Source organism: Calidifontibacillus erzurumensis, from assembly GCF_013303125.1.
Lineage (GTDB): Bacteria > Bacillota > Bacilli > Bacillales > Bacillaceae_J > Calidifontibacillus > Calidifontibacillus erzurumensis.
The window spans coordinates 26,398-51,120 of the sequence record NZ_JABTTE010000002.1 but is presented as its reverse complement, the minus strand read 5'-3'; the positions used below and the strand labels follow the sequence as shown (position 1 = coordinate 51,120).

The window sequence follows — 24,723 nt, the reverse complement described above, 5'->3', positions numbered from 1 at the left end:
ATTAATTAACAACCTTTAAATACTGGTTTCCTCTTTTCTAAGAAAGCAGCTACACCTTCTTTATGATCCTCTGTTAAACCAGCAGTTCTTTGTCCATATGCTTCCTTTTCTAGCATTTCTTCTAAGCTTGAATTCCAGCTTTCATACAAGTAACGTTTTATTAAACCAATTGCTTTCGTTGGCATACTAGCCAATCTTTCAGCAAAATTAGCAACTTCCATTTGAAAATTATCATGAGGTACGACTTTCGTTGCCAAGCCAATTGATTTTGCTTCCTCAGCTGATATTTTTTCTCCTAATATTGCTAGCTCAAGTGCTTTTGCTTGGCCAACTAATCGTGGTAAATAATATAAATTTCCTGAATCTGGTATTAAACCTATATGAATAAACGCTTCTACAAAACTAGCTTTTTCAGAAACAATTCGAAAATCACAAGCTAACGCAAGGCTTACTCCAGCTCCAGCAGCTACTCCGTTAATAGCAGCAATGACCGGTTTTTCAAGCGTAGCCAGCTGTTTGACCATCGGATTATAGCGTTTACGAAGAATCTCTCCATGATTTGTTTCTTCGCCGATGCTGCCAAGATCTTCACCAGAACAAAAGGCGCGGCCTTCACCTGTGATAACTAAACAACGAATGTCCGAATTTTTAGCAACTTCTTTCAGTGCATTAGTAATTTCTTTATTCATTTGTTCAGTAAATGCGTTTAGCTTATCAGGCCGATTTAGTGTTAACCAAGCAACACCATTTTTTACTTCGAATTTTATTGTTTCAAACATAAATTGCCTCCCTACCTTCCTTCAAATTTCGGCTTTCTCTTTTCGATAAATGCTTTCATTCCTTCTTTTTGGTCATAAGAAGAAAATAACAAGTAGAAATTCTTGCGTTCAAATTGCATACCTTCGTATAAAGAATAATCGACGGCTTTATAAACAGCCTCTTTTATAAGCCTTAGAGAAAGTGGGGGCTTCGTCGCTAGTTTTTGTGCAAAGCGTGTAGTTTCCTCCATTAATATCTCTGGTGCAATTAAGCGATTTACGACTCCATAATGAAGCGCCTCTTTGGCTGACATTGGTTCCCCAAGCCATAGCCATTCCAACGCTTTCGTTTTTCCCATTAGTTTTGTTAAACGCTGAGTTCCCCCAGCTCCAGGCATAACGCCGATATTGATCTCAGGAAAACCAAACTGTGCATTTTCAGCGGCAAATAGTACATCACAACATAAAGCTAGTTCAAATCCACCGCCTAAAGCAAATCCATGAACAGCTCCAATAATCGGTTTTTTAATCAGTGCAATACGGTCCCAATCTGCAAATTGGTTCAGTAATTCTAGACGAATCGAATCATCTTCAGCCATTTCATCAATATCTGCTCCAGCTGCAAAAGCGCGGCCTTCACCAGATAATACAATTACTTTTATTGAATCATCATGATCGAATGCTTCAAGTGCTTCAACAATTTCTCGAACCATTTTTCGATTCAATGCGTTGAGCACTTTCGGACGATTAAGAACAAGAAAACCAATCGAATCTCTACTTTCTACCTTTATATATTGGTACTTATTCATTCTTTTCCTCACCAATCATTAAAGTAACGATATCTTTTGCAAAAGACATTAAATCTTTTCCACTTGCCTTTGCTTCCTCAGTTTTCATGGCTTCTTTAAATGATTCCATACTTTCATAGTACATTTCACACATTAAGTAATATTCACTTTCACCCCCCATCGGGCTTCCTACAAATTTTGTTACGTCCATCTTTAATAGACCTGGGATTTTTTTCGTAAGTGGTGCGTGTACGTTAAAATAATGTTCATCAAATTTTTCTTTATCTTCCGGATGTTTGTATAGAGCAACAAACTTTATCATTTTTTAACCTCCGATCATTAAAAATTAATTATAGGGTGGAAATCGGCTTCATTGCTTCGAAAGGGTTTTTACAATCTTTACAGTATAAAATACTTCTGCAAGCGGAAGGTCCGAAGATGTTTTCAAGTGTATTATACGGTGAGCCACAGTAAGGACAGTCGACTTGCCAAGATCCATCGCTTTCCAATTGAACAGGAGGTGGTGCAATTCCAAATTGTTTCAAGCCTTCTCTCCCTTTTTCTGTAATTCGATCCGATGTCCATGGAGGATTGTTAACATAGTTAACTTCAACATTTTCAATTTCACTAATTGCATTTAAAGCTTTTATTACGTTATCCTTAATAATCCCTAAGGCAGGACAGCCTAGGAATGTTGGAAGAAGATTGACTGTTACAGTGTTATTAGAGACAGAAATATCCCCTACCATTCCTAAATCAACAATGTTCACTGTATCTATTTCAGGGTCAAACACTGTTTCCAACTGTTTAACTACCTTTTCTTCTAATAAAGAAATTGTCATACCCATTTCACCACCACTTATCAGTGAATTTTTAATTGAAATATATATGCTGCGGTATTTTTGCTGATGGTCAAATCGAAAATGCCGCAGCATATTTAGAAAATTAGGAAAATTAATATTTTACCAAGGAACAGCAGGATTTAGTCTATATACTTCAGAAAGCGTATCAATCGCATCTTTTAAATCTGGTGTATGGACGCCAGCTCTGCCATCTCCACGCTCCATTCCCGGTTCGCCCGGAAATTCCAAAGGAAGCTTTTCAAATGCTTCTTTTATAGCAGCAATAAAGCGCTCTTTCAACACTTCTTCACTTTCAATTAAACCAGCTTTCGCAATAGCATCGCGATTTGGTCCAAGTGAATATAATCCAGCAACATCTTTCCAGGCTTTGTCAATTGCTTCTTTCATTCTCCGTCTTGCTTCACCTTCAGCACATACCAATTGATTAAACCATGTTCTCCAATGCATTAAGTGGTAAAGTGCCTCAGAGCGTACTTTAATAGCTACTTGAGCAAGCGGTTCATATGAACTATTTTTCAATGAATCAATCTTAATCTTTTTCATAACTTCATAGAAATAGTTGCGGACTACAGTAAACGCCCAATCATATTTAGGATCTTGATATAGCCAATTTCCAGGACCATTCACTTCTTCTAATAAAATCGCATTTTTCCAATCAGAAGTATTGGCACGGCCATGAGCGATATCATCAGCTTTTCCTTCACCAAGATCTTCTAATAATTGATAATAAATTGCTGCATGTCCCATTGTATTTTGCGTAATTGAAGAATATGCAACATCTTCTTCAATATGCGGTACTAATCCAAGCCATTCAGATCCTCTATATGAGATGATGAAATCATCATCTGCCAACTGATACAATAAATCTATTAAAGCTTTCTTGTATTCAACATTTTTTAATTCATTTAATTCTTGTGCAGAAGTAATTTTCATTATTTAACACGCCCCTTACTCCAAGACAAGATCTCTGCCTCGTCCAACATTCCTTGTTCAACTTCACGCCAAATTCTAGCTAAATATCCGTAACCTTTCGTCGTTCTGTAATCTTTATTATCAATCCGTTTCAATGATTCTCTTTCTTCAGCATTCATAGAACGAATGTCAGAACGTTTGACAACCCATATATCATAAACATCCTCACGTCGCATAAAGTTTTCTTGTGCCATCACTAGTGCGATTTCGTGATTTGGAGCAAGCAATGTAAATTGCTCTTGGACTGGAGCCGTCGGAGACTTTCTGCTAAACACTTGAAATTCTTCATAAAATTGAACTTTATTTTTTTGTTCCATATACCTTTTTCCCTCCCTTAACCAACGATTGCACTATTTAATCCTAATGCTTCACGAACCCAAGCATTATTTTCATATGATAATTTTCTAATGCGAAGTCTTTCTTGTGACATTGGTCCATCGTTACGAATAATCTTTTTGAAATATTCCCAATCAGGCTGCTTATAGATCCAGTTGCCTGTTTCTTTATCAAAGCGGAGTGTCTCATCTGGAATCGTTAAGCCGATCCCTTGAATTCTTGGAACATATTTAGTAAGATAGAACTGTCTTAAATCTTCGTTTGTATTTTTTCTAATTCTATATTTAATCGTTATGTCTTGCTTCGAAGAGCCAGTTGTTTCAGCTGTTGGCGGTCCAAAGAACATCATTAATGCAGGCCACCAGCGATTTAAGGCATCTTGAAGCATTTCTTTTTGTTCTTTTGTTCCTCTTGCTAATGCTACTGCAATCGCTTCACCATGTTGTGCGTGGAATACTTCCTCTGCAGCAATTCTCTTTAAAGCTCTTGCATATGGTGCATAAGAACAGTCCAACATATTTGTTTGAGTTATAATTGCAGCACCATCAACTAACCATCCGATCAATCCTGCATCAGCCCAAGATTCAGTTTTCCAATGGAAAACGTTATGAAACTTTAAATCTCCTTTAAACAAATCTTGAATTAAATCTTCCCGTGTTTTTCCTAAAGGTTTAATTAAGTCTTCTGCTACCCGAAGCAATAGTTGTCCATGTCCCATTTCATCTTGAACCTTGGCCATAATTCCAAGTTTTCTTCTGAGAGATGGTGCCTTTGGTGTCCATTCTTTTTCTGGTAGCGCTCCCATCACTTCGCTGATTCCATGCATTGAAATCAATTTAATCAATGCCATGCGATACTCTTCCGGCATCCAGTCGTCTGCTTCGATCTTTCCACCAGATTCGATTTTTTTCATAAATTCCCGGTACTTGATCTCTTCTGATGAATTTGCTACTTGCATAGCCATTCGAATTCCACCTTCCTTTAGAAATTATTAAAACGCATATTAGTATGACGTTTTTACAACGCTATTATAATATTCTGTCATATATATTGCAAGATTATTTATTAAATTTTTAAGATTATTAATACAAAAAATACAAAAATATTGATTAAACGCTCATACTTACCTTTCTTTTATCTACGACCCGCACAGCTTTTCCTTCCGATCTTTTAATTGATTTAGGTGGGTGAACGGTTACATCCATTGAAACAAGACAGTGGTTTTTCATTAAATGTTGAACTTTCTTTTTCAGTTGTTGAACTAGAGCACTATTCATGTTTCCTTGTATTTGTTTATAGAAAGAATCTGTTACTTCTACATTTAATTCAATTGCATCCATGATTCCTTTTTTCACAAGGTGAACTTGATAAAATGGTGCTAATTCTTCAACTGTAAGCATATAATGTTCAATTTCAGATGGGAATACATTTACACCCCGGATAATAATCATATCGTCAATGCGTCCTTTAACACGAGACATACGAATCGTTGTACGGCCGCACTTACATTTTTCTCTAGTAATTGAAGCAATATCTCCAGTGCGATAACGGATGACTGGGAACGCTTCCTTTGTTAAGCTAGTGAAAACAAGCTCTCCGTCTTCTCCATCAGCTACAGGTTCAAGAGTTTCCGGGTTAATTACTTCTACATAGAAATGATCTTCAGCGACATGGAGACCATCTTGTGCAATATGGCATTCCATTGAAACGCCTGGCCCCATTACTTCACTTAATCCATAAATGTCACAGGCTTTAATATCAAACTTTTCTTCCAAAGTTCTTCTCATTTCCTCTGACCAAGGCTCTGCTCCAAAAATGCCGTATTTTAAGCTAGTCTTCCGCGGATCTTTTCCGATTTCTTCCATATGCTCAGCGATATTTAGGACATAAGATGGTGTACCACAAATAACTGTAGGTTGGAAATCTTCAATTAATGTGATTTGTCGTTCCGTATTTCCACCTGATACTGGAACAGTTGACATTCCTAAATATTCACTGCCATAATGAAGACCTAATCCACCAGTGAATAAGCCGTAACCATAGGCATTATGTAGCATTTCCCCTGGTTTTCCGCCGGCAATAACGATTGCTCTTGCTACAATTTCGCTCCAATTTTTAATATCGTTTCTTGTATATGCAACGACGGTTGGTTTTCCACTTGTACCTGATGATCCATGAATGCGAACGATTTCTTTTCTATCTACTGCAAACAACCCAAATGGGTAATTATCACGTAAATCTTGCTTCTTTGTAAATGGCAGCTTTGTAATATCTTCTAAACTATTAATTTCATCTGGGGTAATATTTCTTTCATTAAATTTTTCTCTATAAAAAGGTACGTTATTATATACGCGTTCAACCGTGCTTTTTAATCTTTCAAGCTGAAGTTTTTCAATAGTCTGCCGATTTTCTGTTTCAATAGAGTGTAAAATCATTCTAGTTCCTCCTTAAATTTTTAATTAAACAACATAATTATTAAAAAATTATGCAAAAAAGCGTTTACAATTCGTTCGTAAATAAAGCGTCACATTTATTTATATGACGTTTAATTTACGTTTATATATTTTTTGTTATGTTTAATTTAAAATGTACATCTCTTTAATCTAAATGTCAATGGTTTTTCAGATTTTTTAGATATTTTACTTTTTTAAGTTTGTAAATTGTGCAATTTTTTTCCAGAATTTTTTTATTTTTTAAAGTTTTATATACAATTTTATTTTAGCAAATATGCAATGTTTGAAAAACCATTTTTCATAAAAAAAGCCGACCATTAACGGTCAGCCAACCACTTTTCTCTCTCACTTTCTTTTAAGCATTTCGAATATATTGTTTTGAGTTTTCTACATGCTCAAATGTATCCTCTGTTCGCCAACGAAGATATTCAAACACGCTTTGGCAGTCTTTACAATGGAATTGTCTGACTAATTGAGCAGTTCCAAACGGAGCAATGAGTTCTACATTTTCTGAATTACAGAAAGCGCAAAACGGCTTATCATTCTTTTTACGCATTTGTAACCGCCCCAATACCTGTTACTTTGGCAATTTGTTCTTGAAATCTTGAAAGCAGATTTTTTTGAACAATATATTCATCCAACCCTTGAATAGTTTCAACCTCTTTCAGCCACGCTTCTGCTTGCGGTAAAATTTTATTTAGCTCTTCTTTGAATTTTCTTGGGACACCGCCAATATCATTCAATAGTTTCAAAGCCCAGCCTTCAGAATAAATACAATGTTCTTTATGTTCTAAATACAATTTATTAATATTAGATCTTACATCCGGATTATTCGATTCGATCATTGCATCTAAAATTACATCCATCGCAACATTTGTCACATAAAATCCAGCAATTAATTTAACCCAACCATCAATTTTTCTTAATTCTGTAAACGATTTGCCCGTCTCATTAGAAATATCAGGTTTTTTACCTTTATGACCTTTTATATCTAATACCCAGTGATACAAAATTCTTGAATGTCCCAGTTCCCCTTGCGCCATTGCCATTGAGGCTACGCAAGATTCTATATCCGGTGCACTAAATCCAACTAGTGCCAAGCGGTCACCTAAAACATATTTATTATCAGCAATGCCCTCGATCACTTGAATTAAAGCATTTTTACTCATATTAACTCAGCTCCTTGTACACGTTCTTTGTAATTCATAACACCATCGGAAAGTTGAACATTTAAGAAATTATCTTTTCGAACGACAAACATTTCATACCAATCTTCTTCATCATACATAAAGTTTGCATAAATTTTTGCTAGATTATCAGTTTCAGCATCAACTGAACCAATAAACATTAGATCGTCGCCACGTTTAATTCTCGTAAACACGTAATATTCATGTTTTATCATTTTGTGCTCACACCCCAATATTTTAATTGTTCTCTTGCTTTTTCACTTAAGCGGTCTACCGTCCATGCTGGTTCCCAAACGATTTGGATATTCACTTCTTTTACGCCTTCTTCTTGCAACAGACGTTCTTCAACATCACTCTCAATAAATTGCATACAGCCGCAAGATGAAGCAGTAAATGTCATTTTCACATCGACAACGCCATCTTTTTCTTTAATATCATAAATGAGGCCCATATCGACAACGCTCACTGGAAATTCCGGATCCATCACTTCCGTAAGCGCTTTCCAATATTTTTCTTCATTTGCTGTCATTGTTTGACCCATTGTTATACCACCTCTTTACGAAGATTTTCTAATTCGTAAAAACCTCTTTGTACTCTTTCTACAAATTCTTTATTTTGTGGTCCACGTGCTTTAAAACGTTTAACGACATTTTCCCAAGTATCTGGTTTGTCAAAATTCCATTTTTTCTTTTCTACATCGAATTCGCATGGGAATGGTACATCCAATACATATTTTCCTGTCTTTTCATCATAATGTGCCGGTACTTTTACACCGATGCTTTCACAGAATGGAACAGCCGTTGATAACCAAATTTGCCGTAATTCATCATTTGTGCTGCCTTTTAATTTGTATTCCAATTGAGCAGATCTACTTTTCAAATTGTCAGCTACACCAAAGAACTCTAGCGCCATTAAGAACATCCAATCGACTGCTTCTTGAACTTGTTTGGCTGTTTCAGGATTTTTCATCGCATTTCGCATAATCACTTCCCCGTTGCGGAGATGGAATAATTCTTCCTTATCCACTTTAACAAGGGCGCGTTTCCAAGGACCATAAGTTGTATGTTTGTATGCATCTCCTAAAAGCGTGTAACCGGCTCGATCGAAGAATGCATTAAATACTCCTAATTCAATCCAATTATCTAATTTAAAATCGAATGCATATGGATTTTTCCAGCGGTTAGGTTCTCGTTTAAACATAAGGCTTTCAATATCCTCACCTAAGTCTTTCAATAAGCGCCAAGCGATATGAGCATGGCCAATTTCATCTTGCATGACTGCTAATGCGGTAATTTTCAAGTTTAAACTTGGAGCTTGGTCATATACCGTTAACAATGGCGGCACACTTAACAGTTCTGTATCAGCAACAATTGTTAACGTTTGTCTTAAAGCTTCAAAGTACTCTTCGTTCATATCCTCCTTCTTTTCTAAAATAAACCCTTTCTTGATCTTTTCGAGCAATTCTTGTTTTGTCATTTGATCCACCTCTTTTTTATTATTTTTATTTTATTATGTTTTTTTAACTTTCGTATACATTTCATAATATAAAATATTTTAAGTTTGTTGTCAATAATATTCTGAAAATTTTTATTTTATTTTTTTAACTTTCGTCTAAAAAACATAATATTAAAAGATTGTAAAAAAGTGGGCTGTCCCTTTAGTCAAAGGAGATCAAGGGAAAGCCTTACATCGTTCATTATTTATTTACAAAAAAAGTGAAGCTTATAATTGCCTCAATTTAAATCTTTGAATTTTACCTGTAGCTGTTTTAGGCAGCTCTTTTACAAATTCAATTATTCTTGGATACTTATACGATGCTAATCTTGATTTTACGAAATTTTTAAGTTCGTTTTCTAAACGTAGAGATGGTTCAAACCCTTCTTTTAAAACGACAAATGCTTTCGTTTTCACTAGACCATCTTCATTTGTAACACCAACAACAGCTGTTTCTAAAACGCTTTCATGTTCCAACAATGAAGATTCAACTTCAATTGGGGATACCCATATTCCGCCAATTTTCATCATATCGTCTGCACGCCCACAATACCAATAGTACCCGTCCTCATCACGATAATACCGGTCTCCAGTATGAAACCACTCCCCATGAAAACGCTTTTTATTTTCTTCGTGCAGATTCCAATATCGATCCGCAATACTATCTCCTTTTATCCACAAATTACCTATTTCTTTATCAGGTAAAATGGAACCGTTTTCGTCAAGTATTTTTGCCTCATAACCCGGAACAACTTTTCCTGAACTTCCTTCCCGTACATTGCCAATTTGGTTCGATAAATAAATATGTAAAACTTCTGTCGAACCAATTCCATCTAAAATATCTAAGTTAAATAACTTTTTCCATTTCGTAACATATGCTGCTGGTAATGCTTCTCCTGCGGAAACGCATACTCTTAAAGATGATAAATCATATTTTTTACCAGTCTGTTCTAAATAATTGAACATTGCACCATAGAGCGTTGGAACCCCAAAAAATATCGTTGGCCTATACTTTTCTATTGTCTCAAAAACAACCTCTGGAGTCGGCCTTTCAGGGACTAGTACCGTGGAAGCGCCTGCACCTAAAGGAAAGTACATGCCATTGCCTAATCCATAGGCAAAAAATAGTTTTGAAGCAGAGAAAGTAATATCATTTTTGTTAATTTTCAGAATATTCTTCGCGTAATTTTCATATGCATATTGCATATCATGCTGCAAATGAATGACGCCTTTCGGACTGCCAGTACTGCCTGAACTATACAACCAAAAAGCAGCATCTTCTCTACTCGTATGTGCACAGTCCAGTTCGGTCGATGCCTGCTGCATCCAATTATAAAAATCCTTCGTATCCGGTTCATTAACAGGCTCGTCACTAATCACAACGACATGCTCTAAATAGACAAAATTTTGTCTACGATCTTTAATTAGATTCCAAATATTTTGATGAATGACTAATACTTTTGATCGGCTATTATTCAAGAAATACTCATAATCATGTGGTTGCATATTCGTATTCACAGGGATCGGTACTGCTCCAATTTTAATAGCACCAAAAAATGCTGCAATGAAATCAGGTGTATCATAGCAAACAATAAGAATCCGCTGCTCCATTTCGACATTGAGTGCTAGTAAAACATTTCCAAACTGATTAATTTTCTCTTGCAATTTTTTATAAGTAATTTTTTCATCTTTATAATAAATAGCAATTTCTTGCCCAAGTCCGTCCTCTATTTTCTTATCAATGAAAAAACTAGCAGCATTATATTTACTAGCGATTCCACGAACATGTGAATTAGTTAAGAGGTTCACACTATCGCTCCTTTTCAAGATTTTGTAAAAAGACTGAATTATTTGTCAAAACTTGAAAAAATGGTATAATAATATTGTCGAATTTTATATTTTTTTAAATAGCAATACCAATAATAAATTATTGGCATTGCTACTATTTCTTTTTTTAGGAAGGAAAACAATGATCTAATAGACGAATTATTGGCCAATCCAATTTGGCTTGCGCTTTTCAAGAAATGCGCTTAAGCCTTCTTGTGCATCTTTGGAACGGAACAATAAGTTTTGTAATTCTCCTTCATAGCGAATCGCAACATTCAAAGGCATTTCTTTACCGTTCATAATTGATAGCTTAATATTAGATGCAGCATATGTGGCTTTGCTAGCAATATTTCGTGCATATTCCAGGGTCTTTTCACGAATTTCTTCCTGTGGAAATACCCGGTCTACTAATTGAATATCTAATGCTTCTTGCGGTGTTAATAGTTCTCCAGTAATATTTAGATCTAATGCTTTTGAATGGCCAACTAGACGTGCTAGTCGTTGTGTACCACCTGTACCAGCGAGTACGCCTAATGTAATTTCAGGCAAACCGATTTTTCCTGCTTTATCGCCCATGAAGCGCAAGTCACATGCCAACGCCATTTCTAAACCGCCGCCAACCGTATGTCCTTCAAGACATGCAATCCAAATTTGCGGTGAGCGGGCAATTTTATCTAATGTTTCATTACAGAATAAACAAAATTGTGTTTTAAAACGAGGATCTGCCGCTTTTAAAAATGCAATATTAGCACCTGAACTGAAAAATCCTGGCATATCACTCATAAGAACAACAACTTTAATGTCGGTGTCAAAGCGGATGTCATCGATAGCTGCGTTAAGTTCACGATAAAATTCAAGATCATAAGCATTCGATTTATTAATGTGTAGATGCACCTCCGCAATACCATTCTCTTTTTTCACTGTTAATGTTTTAGTTTGTAAGCTAGCAGTAGTCATAAAACTTCCTCCTCTTATTTTCGTCATATTTTTCAAACTTTATATTAAAACTACTATCAAAATAGTAGTTTAATAGCATAAATCGACATTATTGCAAAAACTAAACTCCTAATAAATTCAATGGTTTTTCTCCTGTGTAAGTTACAACGCTTTTCGTTTCTGTATATAAATCCAATGTTTCAATAGCCAATTCACGGCCAAAACCAGATTGTTTATAACCACCAAAAGGAGTACCTGGAAAAGCTGAAATCGGACAGTTTACCATGACTATGCCTGCTCGTATTGCCTTGGCAATTCGATGGGCACGGCCATTATCCTTTGTCCAAACAGCTGAGCCAAGTCCAAAAATTGTATCATTTGCAAGTTTAATGACTTCCTTCTCATCATTAAATTTCATTACTACAACAACAGGTCCAAAAACTTCTTCTTGAGCAATTCTCATATCATTTGTAACATTGCCAATGATCGTCGGCATGTACCAATGGCCTTTTTCAAACTCAGGTCCTTCTGGGCGCTTACCTCCATACAAGATTTGGCCTCCCTCTTCAACAGCCAACTTTACATAACTATCAATGACTTTTTCGTGGCTAGCTGAAATGACAGCACCCATATGGACGGTTTTATCAAATGGATCTCCCACTTTAATCTTTTTCGCTTTGCTAATAAATTTCTCCATAAACTCATCGTAAATCTTTTCATGGACAAATAATCGAGACCGCGCTTCACAAGATTGGCCTGTGTTATAAAAAATCCCAAATAACGATCCATCAACAGCTGCATCTATATCACAATCATCAAATACGATATTTGGGGACTTGCCTCCAAGCTCCAATGTAACTCTTTTCAATGTATTTGAAGCACGCGCCATAATATCCTTTCCAGTTTCCGTTTCACCTGTAAAGGCTATTTTATCAATGCCAGGATGCTCAGAAATGTAGGGTCCAATTTCAGAGCCGCTTCCAGTAATGACGTTAACTACTCCTTCAGGGACACCGGCTTCATGGCAAATCTCTGCTAACATGTAAGCGGTGATCGGTGTATAGCTGGCAGGCTTTAACACGACAGTACATCCAGCTGCTAAAGCAGGAGCAATTTTCCAAGCAGCCATCATAAGCGGATAATTCCAAGGAATAATTTGTCCACACACTCCTACAGGATCTTTTAATGTATAATTGAAAAATCCATTCGGAACTTGATTTGTTCGACCACCTGCTGTTAAAGCTACTCCAGCGAAAAATTCAAAGTCTTCAATCGCTTGAGTAATTTGTCCTTTTGCTGCACCAACCGTCTTGCCGCTATTTAGAACTTCAGCTTTCACCAAGTCATCAAAGCGTTCTCTCATAATATCTGCAATTTTATTTAATATTCTTCCACGCCGAGCTGCGGTATAATTGGCCCATTTACCAGTTTCAAATGCTTTCCTAGCAGCCTCAACAGCACGATCTACATCTTCTTTCGTCGCTTTAGCAACCGTTGCAAGCAATTCTCCCGTTGCAGGATTATAAGCTTCAAAATATTCACCATTTGTGCTATCTACATATTCTCCATTAATAAACAATTGATAATGTTTCTTCAAAATTTTTCCTCCTAACCAAATTATTTATACATAATAATATAAAAATTCTGTAAATTTTTTATAAAAAATGATAGGTTTTATCTACTATTCTATTTTTTCAAAAATAGTAGTAATTCCTTGTCCGACGCCGATACACATCGTTGCTAACGTATAGCGGCAATCACGGCGCTGCATTTCATGGACCAGCGTCGTTACGATCCTCGCACCGCTGCACCCTAATGGATGTCCTAAAGCTATGGCACCGCCATTCACATTTACCTTTTCCATATTAAATTTCAATTCTTTTACACAAGCAAGGACTTGAGAGGCAAATGCCTCATTAATTTCAATAAGATCAATTTGATCTACACTTAAATTGGCTCGAGATAAAGCTTTTCTTGTCGCCGGAATCGGACCAATTCCCATGTAAGAAGGGTCTACACCATGAACAGCTGAAGTAACATATTTGGCTAGTGGTTTAAAACCGAGCCTTTCAGCTGTTTTCTTTTCCATAATTAACACAGCACTAGCTCCATCATTGATGCCAGAAGAATTTCCTGCAGTAACTGTGCCATTCCTCTTGAAAGCAGGTTTTAACTGGCTTAAAGCTTCGATCGTTGTGTCTGGACGGACATGTTCATCTGTATGAAAAATTATAGGATCGTTTTTCTTTTGCGGTATGCGATAAGCAACAATTTCAGCATTAAATTTGCCTTGTGATATGGCGGATGAAGCTTTCATATGGCTATTAAAAGCAAATTCATCTTGTTCTTCTCTCGTAATCCTATACTCTTCAGCAACGTTTTCTGCTGTTTCTCCTAAGCTGATGGGCGGATATAATTTCTCCATTTCCGGATTGACTAAACGCCAGCCTAGCATCGTATCATATAACGTTTGATGCCCCCGTTCATTAGAAAGGTGGGTTTTCATCATAACAAGCGGTGCTCTTGTCATATTTTCAGTTCCGCCTGCGATGTAAATATCACCTAAACCAGCTTTTATTCGAATAGCTGCTTCATTAATTGCTTCAAGTCCCGATCCACACAATCGGTTGACCGTAACTCCTGGAACAGTTTGCGGTAGTCCTGCTAAAAGCAAGCTCATCCTTGCCACATTCCGGTTATCTTCTCCAGCTTGGTTGGCACAGCCGAAAATTACATCTTCAATTTCAGCAGGAGCAACCTTATTTCGCTTCAACAGTTCACGAATTACATGTGCCCCTAAATCATCTGCTCTTACATTCGTAAAGCTTCCATTAAATTTGCCAATCGGTGTACGGACAGCATCAACAATTACAGCTTCCCTCATGTCATAATCTCCTTCTTTTCTCTATTGAAATAAAACCCTCGTTCACTGCCCTTGCCGATCCATTTCGCTAATACCATCTTTTTTAATAAAGATGCCGGACGATAACGTTCTTCACCTAACGATCTTTTGAGCCCTGCTAAAACGGCGTATACATCATCCAAACCTATGTCATCTGCCCATTCAAATGGTCCATATGGGTAATTTGTTCCCTTTTTCATTGCAATATCGATATCTTCAATGGTCGCTGTTTTTTCCATCAGAGCAAATACGGCTTCATTAATGATCATCGCCAAAATTCGGGGAAAAACTAGTCCAACTTCATCTTCGACAACTTCGATTTTCTCTGTTACTTTTAAGAAACATTGTTTTGCGCGTTCAAGATAGAAAGATTTCGTTTGTAAGGCAGGAGCAATTTCAATTAAATCTCCCTTTACAATATTTGCAAAAAATGCAAAACCTACTACGCGTGAGCTATTTTTCAACCAAGATGCAGCTTCAGTCGCTGTCACTCCTAAAATACTTGTTAAAATCAGTGCATCATTTGTGGTAGATTGTTCTATTTTTTGCAAAATTTCTTTCTTTTTTCGAAGATCGACATTTTCAGTTTCAAAAATGACATTAGCAAATATATTTCGTTTATGAATTTCCTCTACATCTATTTTTTCAATTTCAACTAGTGATAGATTAGAATATAACATATTGATCGTATCGGCCAATTTATTGTTGCCGACAACAACCATTCTTAAGTTACTCGTATTCATAATAGCCAGCACCTGCCTTTCTCCCTACCCGGCCGGATTGAACCATCCTTTGCTGGTAATAATGAGGTCGAAACCGAGCGTCTCCAAAGAAACTTTGATGTACGGATTCAGTGGTTGCAAAATTAATATCAATGCCGATTGCATCTTGAAGTTCAAAAGGTCCCATTTTAAAATGTCCCGCATATTTCATAATGCGATCAATCTGCTCAATCGAAGCAATTTGTTCTTTAAAAATTTTAATTGCCTCATTATAAAAAGGACGCGCCACCCGGTTAACTATAAAGCCAGGCGTATCTTCACATTGAACCGGCGTTTTTCCTATCAACAATGCAATCTTTTTTAAAGATTCAATTGTTTCTATGGATGTTTGTGCTCCTTTAACAATTTCAACTAGTGGCATTACTGGTGCCGGATTAAAAAAATGCAGTCCAGCGACCCTCTCCGGTCTTTTTGAACAATTTGCAATTTCAGTAATTGAAAAAGAAGAAGTATTCGAAGCTAAAATCGTTTCTTCTGAACAATGCAAGTCAAGTTTTTCAAATAAATCTTTCTTAATTTCTATTTTTTCAGGAGCAGCCTCAATAATCAGTTGGCAACAGCTTAAATCTTCAATATGTGCCGTTGTGGCTAATTTCAATTTCACCTGCTCAGCTTCTTCCTTATCAATCTTTCCTTTTTCAATCAAACGTTTAATTCTCGTAATAACTTGATCTTTTGCCTTTTCAACAATGTCTACTGCAATGTCATATAAAACAACGTTGAATCCAGATTGAATAAATAGTTGAGCAATGCCGGATCCCATCGTCCCTGAACCAACAATGCCCACATTCGTAATTTTCATAGAACAATTACACCTCATTAATTCTTCCTTTGACACCTCAAACTTTTAAAAAATATTAATTTTTTATTACGTTTTTATAACTAACGTCTTACAAAGATAATATATAACATTATGAATTTTCTGTCAATGAACTTTGAAAACTTTTTATACTTAATTTATAAAAAAATAATATTAACTTGTTATCCCAAAGCTAAATACTTGTTTTTTACTTCTTGATTTCTTTCAAGCTCTTCAGGAGTACCGTCAAATACAACTTCGCCTTTGTTTAAGACATACACATAATCAGCAACATTTAAAGCCATTGCCAAGTTTTGCTCAACCATTAACATGGATAATCCATTTTCTTTTAATTTCTTAATGATAGACATCACTTCTTTAACCATTAAAGGCGATAAACCTTCAGAAGGTTCGTCTAATAGTAATAATCGAGGATTTGTCATCAATGCCCGGCCAATGGAGAGCATCGATTGCTCTCCACCGCTTAAATTTCCTCCTAGTGATTTTTTTCGCTCTTCAAGCCGCGGAAATAGTTTATAAATTTTTTCAAGAGTCCACTCATTCCCATTGGTCGTTCGAGCTGTTGTCGTTAAATTTTCTTTTACAGTTAAATTAGAAAAAATACGTCTTCCTTGAGGTACGATCCCGATCCCTTTTTTACTAATTTGATAGCTTGGCAAGTGTTGAATTTCTTCATTATTAAAATAAATTTTACCTTTTTTAGGAGAGTTAAAGCCGATAATAGAGTGAATGGTCGTCGTTTTTCCCATGCCATTTCTACCAAGCAAAACAGTCATTTTTCCTTTTTCAACTTTTAAAGAAACCCCATGCAAAACATGACTATCCCCATAGTACGTATGAATGTGATCTACTTTAAGCATGAAGAACCTCCTCTCCTAAATAAATTTCTCTCACTCTATCATCTCTGAGCACGGTTTCACGGTCTCCCTCTATTAATACTTCGCCATTATAAAGAACAATAATCTTATCAGCTAAACCAAAAATGACATCCATATCATGTTCAATAATTAAAATTGTAAGTTCTTTCGAAAGTTCATTTAACAACCTTAAAATATATTTGGTTTCCGCATTGGACATACCTGCTGTCGGTTCGTCAAGCAATAGAACTTCCGGTTCACGGGCAATCCCTAAAATAATCTCCAGCTGCCTTTGCTCTCCATAAGATAAATTTTTGACCGCTTCATCCTTCCTATCAAACAATCCCCAAGTATTTAAAAGTTCATCTGCTTTTTCATAAACTTGCAAAAACTTTTTTGATATGCGGCTTTTAAACCAAATTTTTTCTACATTCATCTTTTGCTGCAATACTAATAAAAGATTGTCAAGAACTGTTAAATTCGTTAACAAATTATTTTTTTGGAACGTACGGACAATTCCACAACGAACCCTTTTAAAATTTGGCAAATTCGTTATCAATTGACCTTTATAATAGATCTCCCCATGGGAAGGTTCTAGATCTCCAGCAATCATATTAAAAAGAGTAGTTTTTCCAGCTCCGTTTGGGCCAATAATGCCAATCCGCTCTCCTTTTTTCACTTCAAAGGAAATAGAATTGAGAACTTTTAACCCTCCAAATTGCTTACCAACATTTTCAACTTTTATCAACGGTTTTAACACATCCATCGTCACCACTCCAACACGATTATTATGTTACGAAGGGAAGCATCATTGATTCGCAGCTTTTTCTTGATTTTCAATATTGACAGGCACTCGATCAATGCTTTCTTCATTTATTTTTTTCGCAAAAAATTTTGCTAGAAATTGATTCGCAAGACCGACAATTCCTTTAGGAGCAAACACGACAAACAGTATAAATACGATACCGATAATCAGCATCCAAAGTTCAGTGTAAGAACTTATGATTGTTTCCAAAAACACAATAAAAGCTGCTCCCAGCACCGGTCCGATAATTGTTCCTGCACCACCGACAAGCACCATAATTAGCACTTGACCCGACATCGTCCAATAAAGCTCGTTCGGAGAAACAAATCCATTAAAATAACTGTACAAACAGCCAGCCAAACCTCCCAAACCACCTGCCAATACAAAAGAAAGAAGACTATAAAATCTTGTATTATAGCCCATGGCTTTCATACGCGTTTCGTTCTCCCGGATCCCGATTAGAACATGGCCGGTTGGTGACTGAATAAAAATCCTGACTGAATAGACGACAATCAAAAAGATTGTCAAAATTAAAAAATATAGCGATATCGAGTGGGAAAAAACAATGGTTGGTGTTAGCGCAGGCTTAGGAATGCCAGTCAAACCGTTTGAAGCGCCTGCAAACCTCCACTGGTGAAACGCAGAATAAATCAATTGCGAAAATGCAAGTGTCAGCATTAAAAAATAAAAACCGCTAACTCTCGTACAAAAATAACCGATGACGAAAGCAACGAATACAGACGCAACGAGTGCAACAAGAAGCGTTACGAATAAATGATTGGAAATATGTTTAGCAGCTAATCCGGCCATATACGCCCCAACACCGAAAAACGCAGCATGTCCTAATGAAACTAAACCTGTATAGCCGAGTAAAATATTTAAGCTTAATGCAAAAATACCGAGAATGAGAATTTCAGTTATTACGCTTACATAAAAGTTGGAAAAGAGAAAAGGAACGAAGCACAAGAAAATAATGAAACAGATCTGCAAAAGTAGATTTTTACTTTTCACTACCCCACCTTCTTTCCTAATAACCCGTTTGGTTTCGTTACTAAAACAACAGCCATGAATACAAAAATAATGAACAAGCTAACTTCTGGTAAAAAGTATTTACTAAACGTTTCAAGTAAACCAACTAAGAGACTTGCAGTAAATGTTCCTAAAAATGAACCGAGACCGCCGATTACTAAGACAACTAATGCTAAGATGAGCGTTTGGAATTCCATTCCTGGATATATGCCTAAAATCGGTGCGGCAATCCCACCGCCAAATCCAGCTAATAAACCGCCGATTAAAAATACGCTCGTAAACACTAGTTTGATATTGATACCAAGTCCGCTTACCATCTCTTTATCAACTAATCCTGCACGGATAATAGCACCAAAACGGGTTTTTTCTTGTAAAAACCATAAAAAAGCGCCAACGAAAAGCCCGATGCCAATGACTAAAAGCCGATAGATTGGAAAGGTTTGCCCAAATACTTGAACAGAACCAGATAGTTCAATCGGTAATGTCAACGACAACACCTGTGTCCCCCATAAAACTTTGGCAACATCATGAAACACATAAGCGAGGCCAAATGTAAGCAATACTTGTGACAAATGTCCCAAATGGTAGGTAGGACGTAGAAGCCCTACCTCCACTACTAAAGCAAGCAAAGCAACTATGACTGATGCTATAAGTATTGCCAGCCAAAAAACAGGTACATATTTCATTGTTAATGAATAAGCAATATAAGCTCCTAGCATATATAGAGAACCATGGGCCAAATTAAGAACTCCCAGAATTCCAAACACTAGTGATAAGCCGCTTGTTATGATAAATAACAGCATTCCATATGACAATGCATTCACTAGTTGTACTCCTAAAACTTCCAACCTTAAATCCCCCTTCCTAAAAATTTTTATTGTATTATTGCCCTGGATCTTTTACTTGTTCAATTGTATGGATCACTTTATTTTCAGTTTGACCATCTCGTATCTCGTTTTCTACGATGTACATATTCTGAATAACATGGTGAGTTTCTTGGTCGAATTTAATAGGACCTCGAGGGCTTACAAATTCAACATTTGCGATCGCCTCAACAATTTTTTTCGGATCGGATGTATCTCCGTTAACCGATGACAGCGCTTCCACAATAATTCTTGCTGCATCATAACCTTCTAAAGATTCAAGACTTGGACGCTCACCATATTTCGCTTCATAATCTGCAACAAACTTTTGATTTTCAGGAGTATCTAAATTGTAATCCCAGAAAATAGACGCTTTAATTCCTTCAGGTGCCATTCCTTGTGCAGGTCTAGTATCTTCTGCAACTAACCAACCGGAACCGATTAATGGAAGTTTTCCTTTTAATCCAAACTCTTCATATTGTTTCACAAAACGAACAGCATCGCTTCCGGCAAAAAATGCGTAAACGGCATCTGCATTCGTATTGTTCAATTTCGTTAAGTAAGAAGCATAATCATTGTTCCCTAATGGAGGGTAAATTTCATCTACGATTTGACCGCCAGCGTTTACAAATGCTTCCTTAAAAGCTGCTGACACTTCTTGCCCAAACGCATAATCTGCTGCGACAATAACTACCTTTTTCCCAACATGGTCATAAGCCCATTGCCCCATTGAATGGCCAATTTGCCAAGATGAGAATGATGATCTCCAAATATAATCGCTTCGCATACTTCTCGTTAAATCGTTGCCACCGGCATGGGATACAAGGAAGGGAACTTTCTTTGCATCAACTTCATCGCGTATCGCATAAGCAACTGCCGTACTAATTGTGCCGGTTAAAATATCAACTTTATCTTCATCGATAAACTTCCTTGCTTTCCGAAGACCTACTTGAGGATCAGCTTCTGTGTCTTCCTTTAATAATTCAATTTTTTTATCGCCAATCTTCCAATCTACACTGTCAAAGTACAGTTCCATCCCTTTGCCTAAGTTTTCACCTAAAGAGGCATAAACACCTGAACTTGGCAACAAGGCGCCAATTTTAATTGTGTCTGAAGACGAATCTTGCGTTGAAGTGCCTTCAGATGAACTATTACTTTTCGAAGATGTGCTCGAACATGCCGTAATAAACAATAAACACCCGACGATAGCGGTTAAAAATAATTGTTTTACTTTCACAAACATCTACTCCTTTAATTTTTTAATTGATAGAATAATAGAATCTTTCATTGATTTGTTGTCTTTCAATTTCCCCTGTGCTTACTAGATATTCAAGGTGAGCGAGTGTCTCAGCCATTGCAAACCGCCATTGATGCGGGGTAAATGATTCAGTTTTAAAAATTTGGCAAGCAACTTCATAAGCGGTTGTGAATCCTTTCAACACATTTTTAATTTTTTGTAACCGATTTTCATGATGTTTTAAAATTTCATCGATTCGCATTATAAAGTTATCAATTATTACACCATGACCAGGCAATGCCCGTTTAACATCATACCCCTTTAACATACTTAATGAATTAAAATATTGAAAAAGTGGGTTGTCTGATGCATTCGGCCACTTGCTTATATTCGGTGTAATTTTATTTAACACTTGGTCCGCAACAATCATCATTCGATCTTTTTTATCATAAAAACATAGTTGACCATCACTATGTCCAGACGCTTCAATAATTTCCCATTCTTTATCGGCTATTGTTAGCTTTTTCGAGCGAAGGATAGAAACCTCTGGCAACGGAAGGACATTTTTTCGCAAATGTATCATATTATCAGCCATACTCGAAGCAAGCGCATCAGAAACTCCATGACTACGCATCATATTGGCAATTGCCTCCGCTTGAATTCCTTCTTTAAACCACACCGTCCTAGCCATTTTGTATTCCACTTCACTCATGAACACTTTTGCACCAGTTTTCTCCTGAAGCCAGCCGGAAAGACCAAAATGGTCGGGATGAAAATGCGTCACAAAGATCATAGACACTTGCATAAGGTCAATTTGTAATTGGTTGAAAGTTTCTAGCCAAGCATCCCGTGCCGCTTTATAATTAAGACCTGTGTCAATCATCACCCATTCCTCATCGTTTTTTAATAAATAACAATATACATATTTCATTGGGAATGGAACAGGTATTGGAATCCGATAAATATTTTTTGCAACTTCTTCAATGTGTTCCTGCATGTAAACCATCCTAACTGATCAACTATGAACCCATTTTGGCTGCCTTTTATCAAGGAAAGATTGCAACCCTTCCTGCGCGTCATTCGTATTCATTAACTGTTGAAGATAAAGCTGCTCCACCTCTCCAATTGATGCCGCAAAAGTTGATGCTAATCCTCTATGAATGGCAACTCTAGTTAACTTTAAGGCTGCAGCGCTTTTGTTCCTTAAATTTTCTAGCAATCTTTCAAGCTCACTTTCAACAGCATCTGGGTCAACAACACGATTGATAAGCCCCCACTCATAGGCTTTTTCTGCAGATATTGTTTCACCTGTTAATAACAGCTCTTTTGCTCGGTTTAAGCTAGTTAACAACGGAAACGAAACAATAGAAACTGGAGGAAATAATCCTAAATTGATTTCAGGCTGTCCAAACTTTGCATTTTTCGTTGCAATTGTCATGTCGCAAAAAGTTGCAATCTCGCATCCTCCGCCCAATGCTGCACCTTCGACGACTGCAATGGAAGGACATGGAATTTGGACCAATAAATGAAACATTTTATGAAATAAATGAATCATAGGCTCTGTTTTTTCACCTAGATGGTCTTCTATTGCAACACCAGCCGAAAAAACTTTACCTTTAGCCCGAATGACAAGTGCATTGACATCACTTTGATTTAATAAGCTCGTTAAGCCCGCACAAATTTCTTCCATCATTTCAATGTTTAGTACATTGACAGGCGGTCGGTTTAACACTAATTGTGCCACCCGGTCTTGAATCGTAAATTCAATCGTAGAAAATCGTGTCAACATCCATCTCCCTTTCCAACCTATTTTCCTTTAAAAAGAGGCTTGCGCTTTTCTTGAAAAGCAAGTAAAGCTTCTAGACGATCAGTTGTTGGAATGGTAACCTCATAAGCTTTTGATTCCAACGCAATGCCAGTATAAAAATCCCCTTTCAAACCATTGTTAATGGCATATTTAGCTTGTCTTACAGCAATTGGACCATTTTTCATAATTTTTTCAGCTAATTCCTTTGCTTTTTTCAACAGTTCTTTACGTTCAACGACCCCGCTCAAAATTCCAAGTTTAAGCGCTTCATCAGCTGTAATTCTTTCTGCAGTCAAAATCAATTCTTTTGCTTTGGTAGGACCAATTAATCTCGGCAAACGCTGTGTCCCGCCTGCTCCTGGAATGATCGCCCAACTTACTTCCGTTAATCCCATTTCTGCTTCTGGTACTGCATAGCGAAAATCACAAGCGAGCGCTAGTTCAAATCCGCCTCCTAACGCAAAACCATTAATGGCAGCAATCGTTGGCTGCGGCAAATCTTCAACTGCATTAAAAACATCTCGAATTTTAAAAACATTTCTCCGAACTTCCCGCTCGGATAATGTTTTCCTTTCTTTTAAATCAGCACCGGCACTAAATGCTTTTTCTCCTGCGCCAGTAAAAATAACTGCTCGTGTTTCGAGATCTGTCTTTATATCTTCCAGTACTTCTTCGAGCTGCAATAAAGTTTCAAAATCAAAACAGTTTAATTGTTCCGGTCTATTTAGGATGACAGTAGTTAAATAGCCGTCCTTTTCGACGATTACTTTTCCCATCCAACCTCTCCTTCTTTTTCATAACCCTTTTCTTTTCTGAATATTCTGAAATTAATGTTCATTAGTTTGAAATCTTCTTTTTCCATTATGAAAGAAACGATCGTACCGAAAGCAAGACCCCAAAACGGAGCACCAATATTAAGAAATTCGATTTCAGAAATCGTGATCATAAAAGAAAATAACGCTCCCATTTTGAAATTTGAAGAAAAGCTTTGTTCCAACGTATTTTTCAAAACGCCAAGTAAAGCCAGTCCGCCCAACAATAATATGAATGAAGATGGCAATACGGCTGTTAATGAAACAGCAAAGGGCGCAGAAAAACCGAATACCACCCATAGTATTCCCATCCAAACAGCACCGGTATAAGCTGTTTCTTTAGCTTTTACATTAGCAAGAATACCGGTCATTGGACCTGCAATGCATGCGGAATGAGCACCGAAAAAACTGTTGATGATCGAACCGATGCCGCTCCACTTTGTCATCGCATTTACAGGTGGATTAAAGTTCATACTTTTTAATACTCCAATCCCTTGTGCATTTTGGATCGCAATAACAGTAAGCAATAACGGAACAACCACTTCCCCGATTGTCGCCAAGTTGAAGGAAGGAGCAAACAGCTTAGGAACTGCAACGGCAAATGTAATCCCTTCTATAGTAATGGGCCGAAACAAACTGTACAAAATGGCTGCAGCCAACATCGCTCCAATAATGGGCGGAAACTTTTTCAAACTATTGCTAAAAAAAGTCAGAACTAAATAGGTTGCAAAAATGGCTCCATGAATGAACGGATCTTCCTTAATTGCTTCTATTATATGGATTCCAAATGGGAGGAGAACGCCTGAAACCATCCCCATCATAATCGGCATTGGAAGGAATGTCATTATTTTAGAAATGATCCCAGATAACCCTAACAAAACAATGATCATTCCCGTAATGACATAGGCACCGATTATATGTTGGAAGGAATGATGAACTAAAGCGCTTCCAACAATAATAGCACCTGGTATCGTAAAAGCAACTGCGATTGGCTGTTTGTAATACATAGACAAAATGATCGACAATAGTCCTCCGACAACATAGATGGAAAAAACCCATGATGTGAGCTCTGTCTCAGATAACTGTCCTTTCGCCGCTGACGATAATACAATGATGAGCGGTCCTGAAATTCCAAACAGCCAAGCAACGGTCCCGTTCGAAATATTTACAAATGAACAATCTTTAAAAAAGATCT

28 protein-coding genes are annotated in these 24,723 nt (G+C 36.9%); all 28 read right to left on the bottom strand.

The window, feature by feature from the left end; all coding sequences use genetic code 11:
- Positions 1-5: 5 nt before the first annotated feature.
- Positions 6-779 carry an enoyl-CoA hydratase-related protein gene (locus HR057_RS02085; protein ID WP_173729754.1) on the bottom strand — a complete coding sequence of 258 codons (774 nt, stop codon included), beginning with the start codon at positions 777-779 and terminating at the stop codon, positions 6-8.
- 11 nt (positions 780-790) lie between these two features.
- Positions 791-1,567 carry an enoyl-CoA hydratase/isomerase family protein gene (locus HR057_RS02080; RefSeq protein WP_173729753.1) on the bottom strand — a complete coding sequence of 259 codons (777 nt, stop codon included), beginning with the start codon at positions 1,565-1,567 and terminating at the stop codon, positions 791-793.
- Positions 1,560-1,868, bottom strand: coding sequence for an EthD family reductase (locus tag HR057_RS02075; protein WP_173729752.1), 309 nt, complete (start codon positions 1,866-1,868; stop codon positions 1,560-1,562). The genes HR057_RS02080 and HR057_RS02075 overlap by 8 nt, the downstream gene beginning before the upstream one ends.
- A gap of 28 nt (positions 1,869-1,896) precedes the next feature.
- Positions 1,897-2,388: a 1,2-phenylacetyl-CoA epoxidase subunit PaaD gene (paaD, locus tag HR057_RS02070; protein WP_173729751.1), complete on the bottom strand. Its 492-nt coding sequence runs from the start codon at positions 2,386-2,388 to the stop codon at positions 1,897-1,899.
- Positions 2,389-2,508: 120 nt separating this feature from the next.
- Positions 2,509-3,342, bottom strand: a complete 834-nt coding sequence (gene paaC / locus HR057_RS02065; RefSeq protein ID WP_173729750.1) for a 1,2-phenylacetyl-CoA epoxidase subunit PaaC — start codon at positions 3,340-3,342, stop codon at positions 2,509-2,511.
- Positions 3,342-3,698, bottom strand: a complete 357-nt coding sequence (gene paaB / locus HR057_RS02060) for a 1,2-phenylacetyl-CoA epoxidase subunit PaaB (protein WP_173729749.1) — start codon at positions 3,696-3,698, stop codon at positions 3,342-3,344. Before paaB ends, paaC begins: the two co-directional genes overlap by 1 nt.
- Positions 3,699-3,715: 17 nt before the next feature.
- The gene (gene paaA, locus HR057_RS02055) at positions 3,716-4,681 is read right to left on the bottom strand and encodes a 1,2-phenylacetyl-CoA epoxidase subunit PaaA (protein WP_173729748.1); all 966 of its coding nucleotides are present in this window, start codon (positions 4,679-4,681) and stop codon (positions 3,716-3,718) included.
- A gap of 145 nt (positions 4,682-4,826) precedes the next feature.
- Complete coding sequence (gene paaK / locus HR057_RS02050; RefSeq protein WP_173729747.1) at positions 4,827-6,152, bottom strand: phenylacetate--CoA ligase PaaK; 1,326 nt, start codon at positions 6,150-6,152, stop codon at positions 4,827-4,829.
- Positions 6,153-6,525: 373 nt separating this feature from the next.
- Positions 6,526-6,726, bottom strand: a complete 201-nt coding sequence (locus HR057_RS02045) for a PaaD-like zinc ribbon domain-containing protein (RefSeq protein WP_173729746.1) — start codon at positions 6,724-6,726, stop codon at positions 6,526-6,528.
- Entirely contained in the window at positions 6,719-7,339 is a 621-nt protein-coding gene (locus tag HR057_RS02040; RefSeq protein ID WP_173729745.1) for a Phenylacetic acid catabolic protein, read from the bottom strand. Before HR057_RS02040 ends, HR057_RS02045 begins: the two co-directional genes overlap by 8 nt.
- Positions 7,336-7,572: a hypothetical protein gene (locus tag HR057_RS02035; protein WP_173729744.1), complete on the bottom strand. Its 237-nt coding sequence runs from the start codon at positions 7,570-7,572 to the stop codon at positions 7,336-7,338. The genes HR057_RS02040 and HR057_RS02035 overlap by 4 nt, the downstream gene beginning before the upstream one ends.
- Positions 7,569-7,898, bottom strand: a complete 330-nt coding sequence (locus HR057_RS02030; RefSeq protein ID WP_173729743.1) for a metal-sulfur cluster assembly factor — start codon at positions 7,896-7,898, stop codon at positions 7,569-7,571. Before HR057_RS02030 ends, HR057_RS02035 begins: the two co-directional genes overlap by 4 nt.
- A 2-nt stretch (positions 7,899-7,900) precedes the next feature.
- On the bottom strand, positions 7,901-8,833 hold the full coding sequence (locus HR057_RS02025; RefSeq protein ID WP_173729742.1) for a Phenylacetic acid catabolic protein: 933 nt from the start codon (positions 8,831-8,833) through the stop codon (positions 7,901-7,903).
- Between the two features lie 246 nt (positions 8,834-9,079).
- Entirely contained in the window at positions 9,080-10,660 is a 1,581-nt protein-coding gene (locus HR057_RS02020; protein WP_173729741.1) for a benzoate-CoA ligase family protein, read from the bottom strand.
- A gap of 177 nt (positions 10,661-10,837) precedes the next feature.
- Entirely contained in the window at positions 10,838-11,635 is a 798-nt protein-coding gene (locus tag HR057_RS02015) for an enoyl-CoA hydratase/isomerase family protein (protein WP_173729740.1), read from the bottom strand.
- 100 nt (positions 11,636-11,735) lie between these two features.
- Positions 11,736-13,214 carry an aldehyde dehydrogenase family protein gene (locus HR057_RS02010; protein ID WP_173729981.1) on the bottom strand — a complete coding sequence of 493 codons (1,479 nt, stop codon included), beginning with the start codon at positions 13,212-13,214 and terminating at the stop codon, positions 11,736-11,738.
- An 81-nt stretch (positions 13,215-13,295) separates the two neighbouring features.
- The gene (locus tag HR057_RS02005; protein WP_173729739.1) at positions 13,296-14,498 is read right to left on the bottom strand and encodes a thiolase family protein; all 1,203 of its coding nucleotides are present in this window, start codon (positions 14,496-14,498) and stop codon (positions 13,296-13,298) included.
- Positions 14,495-15,259 carry a 3-hydroxyacyl-CoA dehydrogenase family protein gene (locus HR057_RS02000; RefSeq protein WP_173729738.1) on the bottom strand — a complete coding sequence of 255 codons (765 nt, stop codon included), beginning with the start codon at positions 15,257-15,259 and terminating at the stop codon, positions 14,495-14,497. Before HR057_RS02000 ends, HR057_RS02005 begins: the two co-directional genes overlap by 4 nt.
- Complete coding sequence (locus tag HR057_RS01995) at positions 15,246-16,100, bottom strand: 3-hydroxyacyl-CoA dehydrogenase NAD-binding domain-containing protein (protein WP_173729737.1); 855 nt, start codon at positions 16,098-16,100, stop codon at positions 15,246-15,248. The genes HR057_RS02000 and HR057_RS01995 overlap by 14 nt, the downstream gene beginning before the upstream one ends.
- Positions 16,101-16,279: 179 nt before the next feature.
- On the bottom strand, positions 16,280-16,978 hold the full coding sequence (locus HR057_RS01990) for an ABC transporter ATP-binding protein (protein ID WP_173729736.1): 699 nt from the start codon (positions 16,976-16,978) through the stop codon (positions 16,280-16,282).
- Positions 16,971-17,741, bottom strand: a complete 771-nt coding sequence (locus tag HR057_RS01985; protein WP_173729735.1) for an ABC transporter ATP-binding protein — start codon at positions 17,739-17,741, stop codon at positions 16,971-16,973. The genes HR057_RS01990 and HR057_RS01985 overlap by 8 nt, the downstream gene beginning before the upstream one ends.
- 42 nt (positions 17,742-17,783) lie before the next feature.
- On the bottom strand, positions 17,784-18,791 hold the full coding sequence (locus tag HR057_RS01980; RefSeq protein WP_329955813.1) for a branched-chain amino acid ABC transporter permease: 1,008 nt from the start codon (positions 18,789-18,791) through the stop codon (positions 17,784-17,786).
- On the bottom strand, positions 18,791-19,657 hold the full coding sequence (locus tag HR057_RS01975) for a branched-chain amino acid ABC transporter permease (RefSeq protein WP_173729734.1): 867 nt from the start codon (positions 19,655-19,657) through the stop codon (positions 18,791-18,793). The genes HR057_RS01980 and HR057_RS01975 overlap by 1 nt, the downstream gene beginning before the upstream one ends.
- A gap of 34 nt (positions 19,658-19,691) precedes the next feature.
- Positions 19,692-20,909, bottom strand: coding sequence for an ABC transporter substrate-binding protein (locus HR057_RS01970; RefSeq protein WP_407926107.1), 1,218 nt, complete (start codon positions 20,907-20,909; stop codon positions 19,692-19,694).
- Positions 20,910-20,931: 22 nt separating this feature from the next.
- Entirely contained in the window at positions 20,932-21,906 is a 975-nt protein-coding gene (locus HR057_RS01965) for an MBL fold metallo-hydrolase (RefSeq protein ID WP_173729732.1), read from the bottom strand.
- A gap of 18 nt (positions 21,907-21,924) precedes the next feature.
- Complete coding sequence (locus HR057_RS01960) at positions 21,925-22,695, bottom strand: enoyl-CoA hydratase/isomerase family protein (protein WP_230474323.1); 771 nt, start codon at positions 22,693-22,695, stop codon at positions 21,925-21,927.
- 20 nt (positions 22,696-22,715) lie between these two features.
- The gene (locus HR057_RS01955; RefSeq protein WP_173729730.1) at positions 22,716-23,492 is read right to left on the bottom strand and encodes an enoyl-CoA hydratase-related protein; all 777 of its coding nucleotides are present in this window, start codon (positions 23,490-23,492) and stop codon (positions 22,716-22,718) included.
- Complete coding sequence (locus HR057_RS01950) at positions 23,480-24,721, bottom strand: benzoate/H(+) symporter BenE family transporter (protein ID WP_329955825.1); 1,242 nt, start codon at positions 24,719-24,721, stop codon at positions 23,480-23,482. Before HR057_RS01950 ends, HR057_RS01955 begins: the two co-directional genes overlap by 13 nt.
- Positions 24,722-24,723: the final 2 nt, after the last annotated feature.

Bases quoted from the DNA above. Each gene is read 5' to 3' on its own strand.
- HR057_RS01955 (WP_173729730.1), bottom strand. From the start codon at position 23,492: ATGGGAAAAGTAATCGTCGAAAAGGACGGCTATTTAACTACTGTCATC.
- HR057_RS02025 (WP_173729742.1), bottom strand. From the start codon at position 8,833: ATGACAAAACAAGAATTGCTCGAAAAGATCAAGAAAGGGTTTATTTTA.
- HR057_RS01990 (WP_173729736.1), bottom strand. From the start codon at position 16,978: ATGCTTAAAGTAGATCACATTCATACGTACTATGGGGATAGTCATGTT.
- paaB (WP_173729749.1), bottom strand. From the start codon at position 3,698: ATGGAACAAAAAAATAAAGTTCAATTTTATGAAGAATTTCAAGTGTTT.
- paaD (WP_173729751.1), bottom strand. From the start codon at position 2,388: ATGACAATTTCTTTATTAGAAGAAAAGGTAGTTAAACAGTTGGAAACA.
- HR057_RS02045 (WP_173729746.1), bottom strand. From the start codon at position 6,726: ATGCGTAAAAAGAATGATAAGCCGTTTTGCGCTTTCTGTAATTCAGAA.
- HR057_RS02075 (WP_173729752.1), bottom strand. From the start codon at position 1,868: ATGATAAAGTTTGTTGCTCTATACAAACATCCGGAAGATAAAGAAAAA.
- paaK (WP_173729747.1), bottom strand. From the start codon at position 6,152: ATGATTTTACACTCTATTGAAACAGAAAATCGGCAGACTATTGAAAAA.
- HR057_RS02000 (WP_173729738.1), bottom strand. From the start codon at position 15,259: ATGAATACGAGTAACTTAAGAATGGTTGTTGTCGGCAACAATAAATTG.
- paaC (WP_173729750.1), bottom strand. From the start codon at position 3,342: ATGAAAATTACTTCTGCACAAGAATTAAATGAATTAAAAAATGTTGAA.
- HR057_RS02005 (WP_173729739.1), bottom strand. From the start codon at position 14,498: ATGAGGGAAGCTGTAATTGTTGATGCTGTCCGTACACCGATTGGCAAA.
- HR057_RS01965 (WP_173729732.1), bottom strand. From the start codon at position 21,906: ATGCAGGAACACATTGAAGAAGTTGCAAAAAATATTTATCGGATTCCA.
- HR057_RS01995 (WP_173729737.1), bottom strand. From the start codon at position 16,100: ATGAAAATTACGAATGTGGGCATTGTTGGTTCAGGGACGATGGGATCC.
- paaA (WP_173729748.1), bottom strand. From the start codon at position 4,681: ATGGCTATGCAAGTAGCAAATTCATCAGAAGAGATCAAGTACCGGGAA.
- HR057_RS02035 (WP_173729744.1), bottom strand. From the start codon at position 7,572: ATGATAAAACATGAATATTACGTGTTTACGAGAATTAAACGTGGCGAC.
- HR057_RS02040 (WP_173729745.1), bottom strand. From the start codon at position 7,339: ATGAGTAAAAATGCTTTAATTCAAGTGATCGAGGGCATTGCTGATAAT.
- HR057_RS02030 (WP_173729743.1), bottom strand. From the start codon at position 7,898: ATGGGTCAAACAATGACAGCAAATGAAGAAAAATATTGGAAAGCGCTT.
- HR057_RS02080 (WP_173729753.1), bottom strand. From the start codon at position 1,567: ATGAATAAGTACCAATATATAAAGGTAGAAAGTAGAGATTCGATTGGT.
- HR057_RS02015 (WP_173729740.1), bottom strand. From the start codon at position 11,635: ATGACTACTGCTAGCTTACAAACTAAAACATTAACAGTGAAAAAAGAG.
- HR057_RS01985 (WP_173729735.1), bottom strand. From the start codon at position 17,741: ATGGATGTGTTAAAACCGTTGATAAAAGTTGAAAATGTTGGTAAGCAA.
- HR057_RS02085 (WP_173729754.1), bottom strand. From the start codon at position 779: ATGTTTGAAACAATAAAATTCGAAGTAAAAAATGGTGTTGCTTGGTTA.